At 63.3% G+C, this 15286-nt stretch carries 10 protein-coding genes; 4 read left to right on the top strand and 6 right to left on the bottom strand.

Translation table 11 applies throughout. The features are described from left to right. The gene (locus tag IR187_RS10915) at positions 1-1608 is read right to left on the bottom strand and encodes an AMP-binding protein (RefSeq protein ID WP_194954633.1); all 1608 of its coding nucleotides are present in this window, start codon (positions 1606-1608) and stop codon (positions 1-3) included. 230 nt (positions 1609-1838) lie between these two features. Here IR187_RS10915 and IR187_RS10910 point away from each other — a divergent pair, with 230 nt between their 5' ends. Beyond that, entirely contained in the window at positions 1839-4178 is a 2340-nt protein-coding gene (locus IR187_RS10910) for a TonB-dependent receptor (RefSeq protein WP_194954632.1), read from the top strand. Then, the gene (locus IR187_RS17005) at positions 4175-4609 is read left to right on the top strand and encodes a PaaI family thioesterase (RefSeq protein WP_194954631.1); all 435 of its coding nucleotides are present in this window, start codon (positions 4175-4177) and stop codon (positions 4607-4609) included. Before IR187_RS10910 ends, IR187_RS17005 begins: the two co-directional genes overlap by 4 nt. 79 nt (positions 4610-4688) lie before the next feature. Here the strand turns inward: IR187_RS17005 and IR187_RS10900 are convergent, their stop codons facing one another. The 4 genes from IR187_RS10900 to IR187_RS10885 all read right to left on the bottom strand — a co-directional run bounded on the left by IR187_RS10900 (position 4689) and on the right by IR187_RS10885 (position 12136). After that, complete coding sequence (locus tag IR187_RS10900) at positions 4689-7082, bottom strand: TonB-dependent receptor (RefSeq protein ID WP_194954630.1); 2394 nt, start codon at positions 7080-7082, stop codon at positions 4689-4691. A 26-nt stretch (positions 7083-7108) separates the two neighbouring features. After that, the gene (locus tag IR187_RS10895; protein WP_194954629.1) at positions 7109-8125 is read right to left on the bottom strand and encodes a DUF2855 family protein; all 1017 of its coding nucleotides are present in this window, start codon (positions 8123-8125) and stop codon (positions 7109-7111) included. A 208-nt stretch (positions 8126-8333) separates the two neighbouring features. Further along, entirely contained in the window at positions 8334-9842 is a 1509-nt protein-coding gene (locus IR187_RS10890; protein WP_194954628.1) for an alkaline phosphatase D family protein, read from the bottom strand. Beyond that, positions 9842-12136 (bottom strand): TonB-dependent receptor plug domain-containing protein, encoded by a 2295-nt coding sequence (locus IR187_RS10885; RefSeq protein ID WP_194954627.1) that lies wholly within the window; start codon positions 12134-12136, stop codon positions 9842-9844. Before IR187_RS10885 ends, IR187_RS10890 begins: the two co-directional genes overlap by 1 nt. Before the next feature lie 807 nt (positions 12137-12943). On the opposite strand from IR187_RS10885, the gene IR187_RS10880 reads away from it, so the two are divergent. Further along, positions 12944-14212, top strand: coding sequence for a site-specific integrase (locus IR187_RS10880; protein ID WP_194954626.1), 1269 nt, complete (start codon positions 12944-12946; stop codon positions 14210-14212). A gap of 72 nt (positions 14213-14284) precedes the next feature. Here the strand turns inward: IR187_RS10880 and IR187_RS10875 are convergent, their stop codons facing one another. Continuing rightward, entirely contained in the window at positions 14285-14830 is a 546-nt protein-coding gene (locus tag IR187_RS10875; protein ID WP_228765797.1) for an arsinothricin resistance N-acetyltransferase ArsN1 family B, read from the bottom strand. A 115-nt stretch (positions 14831-14945) separates the two neighbouring features. On the opposite strand from IR187_RS10875, the gene IR187_RS10870 reads away from it, so the two are divergent. Then, positions 14946-15275 (top strand): ArsR/SmtB family transcription factor, encoded by a 330-nt coding sequence (locus IR187_RS10870; RefSeq protein ID WP_194954625.1) that lies wholly within the window; start codon positions 14946-14948, stop codon positions 15273-15275. Positions 15276-15286 lie beyond the last annotated feature (11 nt).

Below are 15286 nucleotides of genomic sequence, written 5' to 3'. Positions count from 1 at the left end.
TCATGCCTCTCTCTTGGTCGATGCGTCGCGCAGTTCCTTGCGCGACAATTTGCCGGCAGCGGTTCGCGGCAGCGCGTCATGGAGTTCCAGCCGGGCGGGCAGTTCATGCCGTCCCAGCTTGTCCGAAAGAAAGGCGCGTAACTGCGCGAGGTCCAGCGCCTGCCCCGCCCGTAGCTTGACCGCGGCGACTGCGACCTCGCCGCGATAACCGTCGGCCGCTCCATAGACGAGCGCCTCGGCAACCGCCGGATGCTCGTAAATCGCTTCCTCCACCATCCGCGGATAGACATTATGTCCCGACGAGATGATCAGGTCCTTCTTGCGATCGACGAGATGGATCTGGCCGCGCGCATCGACGAAGCCCATGTCGCCGGTCAAAAGCCGCCCCGCAGCAAAAGCCTCCGCGCTCTCTTCGGGCCGGTTCCAATAACCTTGGACCACGTTCGGGCCGCTGATCGCGATCTCGCCCGTCTCGCCCGCCGCGACGGGCAAACGCTCGCCATCGAACGACAATATCTCGACCGAAGCGCCCGGCAGCGGATAGCCGATCGCGGCGGCTTCATTGATTTCGTCCGACCTGCTGAGCGTGCCAGCGCCGCAGGTCTCGGTCATCCCCCAGCCGACAACGAGCGGGCGGCCGATCGACTGCGCCAGACGCACTGCCACCTCACCGGGAAGCGGCGCGCCGCCTGACACGCAATAAACGAGAGAAGACAGATCATATGCGGCAATGCTCGGTGTTTCGAGCAGCGCGATGAACATGGTCGGCACCCCGAAGAAAAAGGTCGCGCCGCCGCTATCGATATCGGCCAGCGTCTGTTCGGGATCGAACCGGTCGCGCAGCAGGACCGTTTCGCCATGGGCAACCGCGCGGAGCAGGACGCCTGCCAGCGCATAGATGTGGAACAGCGGCAGCACGCCGACATGGCGTTCATGACCCGGCCGCCAGCCCGAGGTTGCCGCGATTGCGGCGTCGAACATCGCGACCGCACTGACCAGATTGCCGTGCGTGATCAACGCACCCTTCGGCGTGCCCGTCGTCCCGCCGGTATATTGGATAAGCGCAAGGTCATCGGCGGTGACGTGGACGGCCGGGCAGGACGAGGTGGTCGCGATCATCGCATCAAGCGACGCCATACCCGCAGTCGTTGCGGCGACGGGGTCCGCACCCTGCCAATAGCCATCGCTGCCAATCAGCACGAGGTCGACCACGCCTTCGTCAAGCAGCGCCGCGGCGTTGCTGCGAAAAGGCCCGGCGTCGAGCGTCGCAACGATCCGCGCGCCGGTATCGGCGAGCTTGAAGCGCAGCTCGCGCGCCGCGTCGAGCGGGGTCAGGTTCACGACCACCGCGCCCAACCGCATCGCCGCGAAGAACAGCACGGGGTAATGCGGTGTATTCGGCAAATAGAGCGCGATCCTGTCGCCTTTTGCCACGCCATGCTTGGCAAACATCGCGGCGACATTCGTCACCGCGGCCGCGATGTCGTCGAAGGACAGTGAGCAGCCATTGAATTCGATCATCGTTCGCTCGGCAAAGCGGTGCGCCGCCTCATCGAAGAGCTTGCCGACATCCTGCGCCTTCACGCCGGGAGCCAATAACTGGGTCATCGCTGTTCCTCTTGCCGATCCCGCGCCAACGGGAGCCGGACGGCCATAGCGCCGATATCGCGTCGTCTTTGTTGCGGAGGCTGCAACTGGCTTTGCGCGGTGCGCATGGCCATCGCATTGTGCATGGCGCAATCCCAATCGCAGACCGATCAATAGCCGCGCCGGCCGTTCTCCCGCATCCTGCCAATCGGACGAACCGCCACGAATTCGTCGCAGTGGGGAGAGCGGATATGAAAAGCAGGTTTCTAAGCGGTATTGGTATCGGCGCCGTGCTGGCGACCATTCCGGCTCAGGCAGCAGCGCAGGGCGCGGCGACCGCCGCACCGCCGGCTGCCTCGGGCGACCGTCTCGAAGAGATTGTCGTCACGGCGCAAAAACGCGACCAGAATCTTCAGGACGTCGGCGTCTCCATCGCCGCCTTCACCGGCGACCAGCTCAAGGATCTGGGCGTGACCTCGGCCGAGCGCATTTCGGAATCGGTGCCCGGCGTCCAAGTCTACAGCTACCTCGGCCGTCAGCCTACCTTTGTCATCCGCGGGGTCGGCGTTCAGGATTTCGCTCCCAATGTCGCGCCCGCGGCGGCGGTCTATCTCGACGAAGTCTATCTCGGATCGAACATCCTGACCGGCTTCCAGATTTTCGATACCGACCGGGTCGAGATATTGAAGGGCCCGCAAGGAACCTTGTTCGGGCGCAATACGACCGGCGGCGCGGTCAGCTATTCGACGCGCCGGCCAACCGATACGCTCGAAGGATATGCGGAGGCCTCCTATGGCAACTACCGCAGCCTCACGCTGGACGCAGCGGTCAGCGGGCCACTGTCGCCGACGCTGAAGGCCCGGCTGGCGGGCCGCTATGCCAGCCAGGCGCGCGGATATTACACCAACGACTGGACGCCCGCCGACAGCGCGCTGCCGCGCAGTCCGCTCTTCTTCGATCCGAAGCGCCGCGCTGGTGAACAGGAAAGCTGGGCCGCGCGCGGGCTGCTCGAATATGACGGCAATGGTGCGGTCAAGCTGCTGCTCAACTTCCACGGCGGCGAGACGACGGGCGACGTCCTGCCACTGACCTCGATCGGCTTTACATCGATTGCCGGGGCCGCGCAGCCGTGCGCAGCCACCCCGCTCACCGGCGTTCGCGATCCGCGCTTCTGCGGCGACGCCTTCGGCTACACCGATCTTGACGGCGACCCCTATCGCGTCCGGGTCGATTTCGTCGGACGAAACCGCGAGCATAATGTCGGCGCCTCGCTGCGCGGCGAATTCGATCTCGGCAGCGTAACACTGACCTCGATCACCTCTTATGACGACGCACGCAAGCGCGCCTTCACCGACACCGACGGCGCGCCGCATCACGAACTGAACCAGCTGCGCGATACCCGGCTCGAACAATATTCACAGGAACTGCGGCTCGCGTCGGATGGCGGGGGCCGCTTTTACTGGATCGCGGGGCTGTACGGCGCGCGCGAAAAGGTCGATCTGCGCTTCTTCGGCACACTCTCGCCGCTGCTTGCCCTCACCAACTTCACCGATCCGGCGCTCGCGGGGCGCGTTGCCGACCAGCTTGAGCTCAATTTTTCGCAGGATACGTGGAGCGCAGCCGCTTACGGCCATGCCGAGTGGAAGGCGAGCGAGCGACTGACGCTGGTCGCCGGGCTGCGCTATTCGCATGAGGACAAGGATTTCGCGAGCCGGTCGGAGTGGATCTACAACGACGGGTTCGCTCCATCGCGCGCGCCGGTCAATTTCGGTTCGACGCCGGCCGACGCCGCAGTCGTCGACGACAACGCAGCCTACAAGAGCTTCTCCGGCAAGATCGGGCTCAACTACAAGCCGTCGGACGCGGTGCTGCTCTATGGCAGCATCAGTCGCGGGTTCAAAAGCGGCGGTTTCGATGGCGATTTCGCTTTCACGCGCCAGCAGCTCGAACCCTTTGAAGAAGAGGTGCTGACCGCCTATGAAATCGGGGTCAAATCGACCCTGATCGATCGGCGCCTGTTCCTGAACGGATCAGTCTATCACTATGATTTCGACAAGCCGCAAGTGCGGGTCGCCCAGGTCGATACCGTCACCGGCCTGCCGTTCAACCAGCTACGCAACCTCGCCAGGGCGCGGGTCACCGGTATGGAGATCGACGCGACCCTGCGTCCCGCACGCGGTTTCGATCTGCGCGCGGGACTGGCATGGATCGACACCCGGATCGACGATCCTGCCCAGCCGGTGTTCGACGGCAACGAGCTTCCGCTCGCCGCCAAATTTTCGGCGAACCTGCTGGCCCGCTATCAGTTCGCCATCGGCAACGGCTGGGACATGGCGCTGCAGATCGATGGCAAATATAATGGCGCCTTCTTCCTGAATGCCGAGAATACATCCTACCTGAAGGAACGGCCTTATACGCTGGTCAACGCGCGCGTCAGTCTGCTGTCGGACAGCGGCTGGGATCTGGCGCTGTGGGGACGCAATCTCACTAAGGAAAGCTTCGCGGTCCAAAGTTTCGCGCTCTTCGGCGCCTATTCGGTCGCCTATAATGCGCCGCGCACCTATGGCGCGACGGTCCGGATCGACTGGTGAGCGCGCGCGCCGACCCACCGGCCGGGTTCGAGCGGCATTTTCGCCGCAGCCCGGTGACCGATGCATGGGAACCGCTCTATTCGAAACGCGACGGCGATCGCTTTGTCATCGGGCTGCGCGTCGCGGCGGCGCACTGCAATGCGCGCGCGATGTTGCACGGTGGCGTGCTGTCGGCGCTGTGCGACAATGCGATGGGCATTGCCTGTGTGCTGGCAGCCAGCGACGGCACGAGCCTTGTCACCGTGCATTTGTCGGTCGATTTCCTCGGCGCGGCGCGCGAGGGTCAATGGATCGAGATTGGCGCCACCGCGACCCAAAGCGGCCGGACGCTTTCCTTTGCATCCGCGGAGGTCACCGCCGACAGCCGGATCATTGGCCGCGCGACCGCGGTCTTTCGCGTCGGCGATGGCGGACGGCCGGCGCCGGCCTGATCGGCAGGCGTCGAGGCTTTCCAATTCGATAAGGATCGAAGCCGGCATCCGCTGCGGACGCCGGCTCCTGTTTTGACTGCTACCGCAATTTTGTCCGCACCGTCAGGCCATAGGTGCGCGGTTCGCCCTGTGCGCCGACCAGCGTCGCCCCCTGAAAGGTCGCGGGGATCGAGGCACCGATGGTGCGCCGGTCCGTCAGGTTGCGCGCCCACAGTTCCAGCGTCCAGCGCTCGTCGGGTGTCCCGACACCAAGCCGGGCATTGAACAGCGCATAGCCCTTTTGTCCCGATGTCGGGCGCAGCAGCCGTTCGGTCAGCACGTCGGACTGATAGCGTCCGTCGAGTTGCACAAAAGCACGCAGGCTGCCGCCCGCGACCAGATCGTCCCATCCCACCGAGCCGGTGACGACCCATTTCGGCGCGTTGGCGAGTTGCCGCCCGGCAATCGCGGCGACATTGGAGGGCGGGCCCGGCGGGATGGCGCCGTAGCGCGAGCTGGCATAGGTGACGCCCGCTGCCAGTTGCCAGCCGGGCGCCGGGCGGGCGCCCAGTTCCAGCTCAAAGCCCTTCGCCGTGACGCGCGGGATATTGGTGGTGATCAGCGCCGCGCCGGTGTTGTAGCTGAGCTGATAGTCTGTGAAGCGGGTGTAGAAGACCGCCCCGTTGACGGTCACCCCGCCGCCCGGCGATCGGAATTTGAGCCCGGCTTCGTGGTTGGTCGCGAGTTCGGGATCGAAGGCCAGATCGACGGCATCGGGCGATTTCATCGCGATCGGCCGGAACCCGGCGCGATCGAGGACAAAGCCGCCCGCCTTATAGCCGCGGCTGTACGTCGCATAGCCGTGGAGCGCGTCGCTGAAATCATAGCTGATCGTCGCGATCCCCGACCATTCCTTCTCCACCTTGCGCGCGGTGTACGACCCGTCATAGCGCGCGTCGAAGAGCTGCAGGCATTGGATTCCCGAAATCGGCGTCGCGCCGGGAACGGCTCGTCCCGCCGCGATCAGCGCCTGACAGCCCGGATTGAGCGTATCGACAATATCGACATCGACCCGCTTCGCCTCGCGCGTGAAACGAAGACCGCCGATCAGGTCGAGCCGGTCGGTGACATGCCAGACATTGTGTGTGAAGACCGAGAGGCTGCGCGACGTCTGGCGGAAATCGTCGCGCCCGACCCCCGAGCCTTCGGGATAACTCGCCCCGACCGGTAGCCCGGTATAAAAGGATATCGGGTTGGCCCGTCCAGTCGCCGGCCCGAACAATCGGTCGAGGAACGGCTCAAGGTCGCGCCCGGCTCGATAGCCATAGCGACCGAATGCCTTTTCATGACTGTAAAAGCCTCCGACCATCCAGTCGACCGGTCCCGCGCTGCCGTCGAGCCGAAGTTCCTGGGTAAAGGTATCGAACGCCTGCGCGGCGGCCTTGAACGGAATATAGACCAGGTCCGCCTCGGCATAATCGACCTCGCGCGCCTGGTCGTTCCGCCAGTGCCGGTATCCGGTGATCGATGTCAGCTTGGCGCCGTCCGCATCCCAGTTCAATTCGCCCGACAGCCCCCACTGATCGGTCTCCTCGACCGACGCGCGATTCTGCGTCGTCGTGATCGTCAGATCCTGGCGGCCGATGTGGCTGCCGAACCCCATCGCCTGAAAAATGCCGGCATAAACGGGATCGTTGACGATCGGCGAATAGGTGTCGGGGCCGGTTTCGCGGCGATGGCCATAGTCGGCGATCAGCCGGATATCGACGTCATCGGCCGGGGTGAGCAAAAGCTGGCCGCGCAGGGTGACGCGGTTGCGATTGCGATAGCGCCGGCCGCTGTCGAAATCGCGCAGGAAACCGTCACGCCGCTGATACGCCGCGTCGAGGCGAAAGGCCGCGGCGCCCTGCACCAATGTCCCGCCACCCCCCGCGTTCAGCCGGACCAGGTCATAATTTCCGTATGACGCGGCCGCGTCGAAGCTGGGCTCGAACTTTGGCGCGAAGGTGATGACGTTGATGAGGCCCGCCGACGTGTTCTTGCCGAACAGTGTTCCCTGCGGCCCGCGCAGCACCTCGATCCGCTCGATCCCGGGAATGTCGGTGAGGCTGAGGTTCGAGCGGCTGCGATAGACCCCGTCGACAAAGGTCGCGACCGACGATTCAAGCCCGGGATTGATCGCCTCGCTGCCTACGCCGCGCAGGCGGATGACGACGCCGGCCGAATCCGACGTCGTGCTCGTCAGATTGAGGCTGGGCGCCAGCGTCATCAGCTCGCGCGTATCATTGATCCCCGATTTCTGGAGTTGCTCGGACGAGAAGGCCGAGACGGCGATCGGCACGTCCTGCAGATTCTGCGAACGCTTGGTGGCGGTGACGATGATGTCACCGCCATTGTCCGCCGCCTGACCAGGCGATGCATCGCTCTGCGCCCAGGCGAATGGTGCCCATGCCAATGCGGCGAGCGACAGCCCGCAACCGAGTTTCCTCTTCATAATTTCTCTCCCGTTTTTGCTTCTGATTATAAAAATGCGACAATCGCCGAGGTTGGATCGCCATGGCCGGACCGGACGCGCGACCAGGCATCGCGCACGGCATCGGCGCCGCACACGGCATCGATCGTCAGCCAGCCTCGCGACGCGTCGATGAAATCGCGCGTGGCATCGGCGAGCGCGATATCGAAGCCCGCCGGACCGAGTTCGGCCACCGCGGCGATGATGGCGTCGGGCGCGAAGAAAAATTCTTCGCCGGGTGTATCTGCGTTCGGTTCGCCCGCATCCTGCCCATGGGTCATGCCGACCCGGCAGAGATGGACGGGCCGCGACCGGCCACGCAGGCGGTCGAGCACCATCTGGTTCCCCGAAAAATCGACGATCGCCGCGTCGGCTACGGTCGGCAGCGCGTCATAGGTCGCCACCTCATCAAAAATACCGAGACCGTTAACCGCGGCGCGATGGCGCTCGGATGTGAGGCCGACGGTCCGGACGCCGGGGCGATTGCGCCGCAGCAGCCAGCCAAGGCCGAGCGCGGTTTTGCTCGATGCGCTGGTCACGACCATGGTGTCGCTGCCCCATGCGGTAGTCTGCCTAACCAGCCGGTCGAGCAGGAAAGAGGTGATGAAAAGCGGGCGGATGACCGATTGCCGATCCTCGGTCCCGGGCGCATGGATCGGGTCCGCCGCGACGCGGAAATAGCTGTTGTAGGCGGGTGGAAGCGACCGTCGATGGGGCGAATTATCGACGATCAGCCGCGCATTGATCCGCCCCGGCTCGATCACCGCCTGCGAGGCCATCGGCCATAGGCCATAAAGCCGTTCGCCCTGGGCAACGCCCGCATGATGGGTCTCGACGACCGTTGCAAAGCCCCACACCGGGACCATGCCCCATGGTTCGGGCATAGGAAAAAGCGACCAATAGCCAAGACGATCGCCGAGCAGCGCATAGGTCAGATTATTCGCGCTAAGGCTGAAACAATCGATGGCAAGCCGGACCTGTCCGGTCGCAAGCGGCATTTCCGGCCTATCGCGGATGACCGTCAACGTGCCGGGATGATCCCCTACACGATCGATAACAAGGCTGACGGCTCCGGCGCTCTGCAATGTCTGTCCCCTGCCCGTTGCGTGTCGACGCGGCGGGCGCACGACACGGGTTGCAGGACAGGGTCGGCGCAGAAGGGGTGCCGATCAAACGGCCAGAATCGAATGGTAATTGCACCGGAAGCAACGGCGCAAGCGCCGCAGTCCGAAGTCAGGCGAAACCCGGCCGCCCCGCTTCGATCGAGCGCCGCTCGAGCGAGAAGCTCGGCGCCGCAGGTTCGACCAGCGAAGCTACGGCAAGCAGGTCGACGTCAATCCGTTGGGGCACGATATCGAGCAGGGCATAACCGGCATGACGATTGTCGTGATAGCGGACATGCGGGTTGCGCGACTGTGCCCCGTCGAACAAGGCGGCGGGGCCATTGCGCGAGGCCAGACAGCTCGTCACCACCTCGCTCGCGACGATTTTCGATCGCGGATCGCCGAAGTCGGCAAGGACATTGTTGAGCCAGAAGGAATGAACGTCACCGCCGAGCACCACCGCATTGCGAACCGTCGGCCGCGCGAGACTGGTCAGCACGCGGTTGCGGGCCGCCTCATAACCGTCCCACATATCGGACCAGCGGGCGTCGGGGCCTTGCGGCAGGATGAGGCGCGAGAACAAGGTCTGCTGCGCAACGAGGCTCCAGATACTTCGTTCGCGCGCGAGCCCCGCGTCGAGCCATGCCTCCTGCCGCGCGCCCAACATTGTCGCCCGGGAGTCGGCTACCGCATCGCAAGCCCGCACCACCTGCCCGCCGCGCTTCTCGCCGGGACAGGGCAGGCTGCTGCGATACTGGCGTGTGTCGAGCATATGCACCGTTGCAAGACGGCCCCAGCGGAAGCGGCGATAGAGTTGCAGGGCGCCGTCGGCGGGCAGCCACGCCGAAGGGCGTAGCGGCATATGCTCGAAATAGGCCTGCCAGGCCGCGGCGCGGCGGCGAAGAAAGGCGGCTGGATCGGCTGTGATGCCGCCATCTACGCCGGCATAGTCATTCTCGACCTCATGATCGTCGAACGCGACGATGAACGGCATTGCCGCATGGGCCGCAGCAAGGTCGGGATCGGTGCGGTAGAGCGCGTGGCGCGCGCGATAATCGCCCAGCGTAAGCGGGTCGGGCGTGCCGAACGCGCGGACGTTCGGGCCGCTGCCAAAGGACTTTTCATATATATAGTCGCCGACCTGCAGGACGGCGTCGACGTCCTGCTCGACCATGTCGCGATAGGCGCTGAACCAGCCCTGTTCCCAATGCTGGCACGACGTCAGCGCAAGGCGCAACCGCGCAGGATCCGCAGCAATAGTCGCCGTCCGCCCGACGCGGCTGACTGCATCGCCCAGATGGAAGCGATAGAAAAACGGGCGCCCCGGCGGCAGCCCTCGCACTTCCAGATGCGCCGCGCCGCCGCGCCCCACCGGCGCATCGACATGGCCCGAACGGATGATCGCGCGGAAATTTTCGTCGCTGGCGATTTCATAGCCGAGCCGGACATTCCCGGTCAGCCCGACCACTTTGGTCCATAACACAAAACCGTCGCTGGCGGGCTCACCCGACGCCACGCCGAGCGCAAATGGATCGTGCGCGAGGCGCGGACTCGCCGCCGACGTGACCTGACCTGCCGCCAGAAAGCGGTTCGCGGCCAGCGCCATCGCCCCATGCAGCAGGTCGCGCCGCCCGATCATCAGAAGCGCGCCGTCAGGCGGGCATACCAGGTGCGGCCATTAAGGCCGATCGGCGTTTCCTCACCCGTCGGAAAGCTGCCCCCCGTTGCAGCGATCACCGACGCCTGATCGTTGATCGTGTCGGGGCGGGCATCAAGCAAATTTTGCACCCCGAACCCGAGGCGCACGCCATCCAGAATCTTGTACCCGGCCGACACGTCGATCGTTTCTTTCCCGCCAAAGGTCTGCACCGCCGCGAGCGGCTGCGACGTGTAGGTTCCGAAGGCCGCAACATTGACCCCCAAGTCGAAATTGCCATGCGTCAGGCTGCCCTGAAAGGTGAATTTCGAATTCGGCTGCGCGTCGGTCACGAAGAGGATCGATTTCTGGTTGAGGAGCGGCAGCGCCGGCAGGACCGGATTCGGCCGGAGCGCGTCGAGCTTGCTGTCGAACCAGCCATATCCGGCAGCCAGCGACAGCCGCGTATCAGGTCCCAAGTCACCCTGCCAGCGCGCAGTGACTTCAACCCCGCGTGTCGTCGTGTCGATCGCGTTGGTAAAGAAGCGCACCTGCTGAAAATTGCGGATCCCCGCCGCGGTCAATATGTTGACGACGGCGGCGCCGCCCAATTGCTCGCTAAGCGCAATCCGATCCTTGATCCGGATATGGAAATAGTCGGCGGTGAAGGAAAAGCCCTCGATCGGCCCGACAACCAGCCCCGCCGTGAAGTTCCGCGACCGTTCAGGCTTGAGGTCGCGGGCGCCGAGCGCGCGCGCGACGGGATCGCCGACCGGCAGGGTTCCGACCGTCACCAGCCGCCCTGCACTGAGCGCACCCTGGACTGCGCTGAAATATTGCTGCTGCAGCGACGGCGCCTTGAACCCCGTCCCCACCGTCGCGCGAACCGCGGCGCCTTCCATCAGTTCGAGCCGCGACGTGGCGCGCCAGGTGGTCTTGCCGCCGAAGTCGCCATAATGATCGTAGCGGACCGCTCCGCCGATCAGCAAAGGCTTCACGGGACGCAGTTCGGCGTCGAGGAAAGCCGCCCAGGCATTGCGGCTTTCGCGGGTTGGATTGCGCGGGTTGAAGCCCGCAAAACCGTCGGCTCCCGTACCAAAATAGGCGTTCGGCTCGCCGCTGCGGATCGTGTAGGTCTCGCGGCGATACTGCCCCCCTCCGGCAATGTTGCCGCCGGCCAAAACGCCATCGAGCGGCAGCGTCAGAGTGAAGTCCGTCACATACTGGCGATAGGTCACCCCACCCGAATCGAACGTGGTCGGGCTGGCGGATCCCAGCGAGACATTGGCGGTGTCGAAAACGCGGAAATCGGCCTTGTTGGATCCGAACCCCTGACTAAGATCGGCCTTCAAATCCCCAAATTCACCGCGCAGACCGGCCGTCGCGCCAATATCCCAGATCCGTGGCTCGATGATGGGGAGGAAGCCGTTCGGGTGGATGGGCGAAAAGCCGGGCACGCGGAAGCCTGCGCCATTATTGGACGTCTTGCGGGTCAGCGTACCGAAACCATAAAGCTCGAGCGCCTCGCCAAGCGGCAGCGCGGTATCGATCGCCAGGCTGGCAACCGACGCCTCGGGATCGCCGATGCGATAGGTGATCCGGTTAAAGCGCTGATCGACGAAGGCCCGGTTGGTTGGTTGCTGGTGCCGCGCCGATACGCTGACCGTCAGGTGGCCGCCGTCGCCAAGACCAAAGCCCGCGCTGGCGCTGGCAAGAGCGGTCTCGCCGTCGCCCTCTTCGGTGATACTCCCGAACAGCTCGCCGCTCGCTCCCCCTGAATTGGACTTCAGGATGATGTTGACGACGCCGGCGATCGCGTCGGATCCATATTGCGCGGCGGCACCGTCGCGCAATATTTCGATCCGCTCGATCGCACTTTCGGGAATGGTGTCGAGATCGACCGCGGCCGATCCCCGCCCGATGCTGTTGTTGACGTTCAACACCGCATTGGCGTGGCGTCGCTTGCCGTTGACGAGCACCAGCGTCTGGTCGGGTGACAGGCCGCGGAGCGTAACGGGCTTGGTATTGGCCGCGGTCGCGGTGGTCGCGGCCCGCGCGAAGTTCACCGACGGCTGAAGGAAGTTCAGCGCGCGGCCCAAGTCGGGGAAGCCGGTGTCGGCGATCGCCTCCCCGCTCACAACATCAACGGGCGCCGAAGACTCAAGCGCCGCGCGCCCCGATGCACGGGTTCCCGTCACGATGATATCGTCGCTGGACGTTTCGCCCTCTTGCGGCTGCGCGTGCGCTGTGCCGGTTGCCAGAATCGCGAACCCCACCAGTGGAACTACAAATTTCATTGTCTTCGCCCTCCAAATCTCGGCTCGATTTAGGAGAAAGCGGTCCGCCACCGTTATTGCCTAGGGGGATATCAGCGTTGCGAGATACGCAACGCTCTCGCATCCAAAGCGTCATCAAAGGGAATTATCGTGATTTGTTTCATGCAATTCTCTCGGCCAACGGTACCGAACATTTATGCGCATGATTTGCGGGATGGCCCGGAAATCGGGATCAGCCACCCGTCTCGCAATGACGGTACTTGGCAATGGCGAAATGCGCAGAGCCGAAGGTCCAGTACGCCCTCCCGTGGTCGACGGCGCGCTTGTCCCGCGCACCGCGACGACATTCGACTACCCGCCTCTATCAGCCCGATGCTTCGCGCTCTCCGGAGACGAGCGAGCGCAGGCCATCTAACTGTAGAGACGAAGGTGTCCAGCAATGCCGTGTTCACCAAAGGCTCGCCTGATTCGAACCTTCGACCCGAACCTTCTGTTAATACTAGCAACTGGAGACAATTTTGCCCATTTCTGGAGACAATCGGTACAAAACGCTCGGCTTCATAGTACAGTAGCGTAGATTTGGCCTCTGCATCGCAGAGACGCGCTGGAGCGGGCGAAGGGATTCGAACCCTCGACCCCAACCTTGCCAACTTGCCGATCTACCTTTTCGATACCTTCCGATACTACGCTATCCCCCTATTTTTACGCAATTTATTGAAAACCTATTCGACCTAATGTATCCTGCGGCCGTCCCCTTTTTCCGCGAATTTGGAGACACATTGGAGACACGGACGATTTTCGAGGCTGTGTCTCCAACAGGAGGTGCGCATGCCGATAGTGAAGTTGACCAAGCGGGCCATAGACGCCCTCGTTCCGCCAAAAGCGAAACAAGTCATTCTGTGGGATACCGAGGTGAAGGGCTTCGGTCTTCGGATCATGGCGTCGGGTATCAAGACCTTTGTCGTCCAGTATCGAAATGCCGAGGGCATCAAGCGTCGTATGAACCTCGGACGATTTGGCGTGCTGACTGTCGACCGGGCTCGCGATCTCGCGAAACTGAAACTGGCTGAGGTCATTGTTGGAGAAGATCCTGCCGACAAGGTCCGCCAGGTTCGCAAGGGTATGACGGTTTCCGAGATGTGCAGCTGGTATCTCGAAGAGGCTCGGGCCGGGAACATTCTCGGCCGGAAGAACGTCCCCATCAAAACATCGTCGCTCGATCTGGATGAGAGCCGTATCCGCACGCATATCGGCCCACTGATCGGCAACCGGATCGTCAAGCATCTGACAATTGCGATCGTCGAGCAGATGCAGACCGACGTAAAGAACGGCAAGACTGCAAAGCCCAGGACGGGAGGGCGTGGCGGAAAGGCAACCGGTGGCCCCGGCGTGGCGGGTCGCTGCGTCGGCACGCTCCAGGCGATCCTCGGCCATGCCAAGCATAAGGGCCTGCTCGAAACCCATCCGACGCTTGGGGCCAAGAAACTCGCTGGAAAGAAAAGAACCCGGCGCCTGAGCGCCGCCGAGATCGAGATGCTCGGAAAGGCAATCGCCTATGCCGAGGCTGGCGGGGAAAATCCGATCGCCCTTGGCGTGTTGCGCACATTGCTCCTGACCGGCTATCGCCGTCAGGAAGGCCAAGCGATGCACCGCAGCTGGCTGCACTCCGATCGCGGCTATGTCATGTTTCCCGATACCAAGGGCGGCGCGCAAATTCGTGCGATTGGGCCCGCCGCAATCCGTGTGCTCGAAGCGCAGGCGGAGATTGCCGGCAACCCGCACTTGTTTCCATCGGCGGTCGGCGACGGCCCATTTACCGCGGTCAGCGAGTGCCTGAAGCGGGTGTGCGGCCTGGCAGGGATCAAAGGCGTCACGCCGCATACGCTTCGTCACACCTTCGGAAGCGTTGCCGGCGACCTCGGATTTTCAGAACTCACGATCCGCGCCATGCTGGGCCATGCCTCGCAGAATGTGACGCAGGACTATGTCCATATCGATGAAGCGCTAAAGCTGGCGGTGGAGCGAACATCCGACGAGATCGAACGACTGCTGGTGCACGGCGCTGAAAAACAGCGGGCAATGCAACTCGCAGCCTAGGTAAACTATGTCAGATCTGGTTTGAAAACGGGGAGAGCGAAGGCTCGGATATCTTTGGAGAGTTTCAGCCGCTCAAAGCCGACGTTGCCACCAACCGACATCGTGCCAAGCATCGAATTTTCGTCCGACCTCACGATATATGCCTACGGGTTCGAAACCCATCGCTTCGTGCAACGCAACGCTCGCCTTGTTCGGCAGCGCGATGCCGGCAAAAGCAGCGTGATAGCCTCGGCTTGCTGCGGCAGGCAGCAGACGAGAATATAGACCGCGCGCTACGCCACTTCTTTGTGCGCCGGGCGCGACATAGACTGTTACGTCGACCGAGGTCCGGTAGGCCGCGCGTGTCCGATGCTCGGAAGCGTAGGCGTAGCCGACAACCTGCCCGTCCACTTCGGCTACCAGATAGGGATAGTGGGGCAGAAGGGCGGCGATTCGCCTTTCAACCTCCAGAATGTCCGGCGGCACCTCCTCGAAGGAGATGGTGGTGGCGGCTACATAGGGTGCGTAAATTGCCTGAACTTCCGGTGCGTCCGCGATGACAATTTGACGCACTTTCATGTTTGCAGCCACCTCGGAATAGAATTTTGCCAGATTGGCCCGCCACGTTCCGGCATGCAAGGTACTACGTCCGTTTCGGCATTCGCGGCCCGAGAGCACAGCACGCGCCCCTCTTATTCATCGTGTATTTCCGATAGGTCTTGACGCCGGCAAATCAATCGAATAATCCCGATGCATGAACACCGACACTGCCCTTGCCGCACTTGCTGCGCTGGCCCATCCTACTCGGCTCGAGGCGTTCCGCCTGCTGGTTCAGCATGAACCCGAGGGGCTTTCGACAGGCCAACTCGTCGAGGCTTCGGGCCTGACGCAGAGCACATTTTCCACCCACCTCGCCGTCATGGCGAAGGCAGGCCTGGTCAAATCCGAAAAGCGCGGACGCCAGATTATCCAGCGCACCGAAATAGACACGCTGAAAGGTCTGATGCTCTTTCTCGCCAAGGACTGCTGCCAAGGCCGCCCAGAGCTTTGCGAGCCTTTGCTCGCCGAACTGGCCTGCTGTTGAGCGCTCGCGCC

The sequence above is a fragment of the Sphingopyxis solisilvae genome, from assembly GCF_015475875.1.
Lineage (GTDB): Bacteria > Pseudomonadota > Alphaproteobacteria > Sphingomonadales > Sphingomonadaceae > Sphingopyxis > Sphingopyxis solisilvae.
The sequence above is the reverse complement of the archived record's forward strand: the minus strand, read 5'-3'. Positions and strand labels throughout refer to the sequence as shown.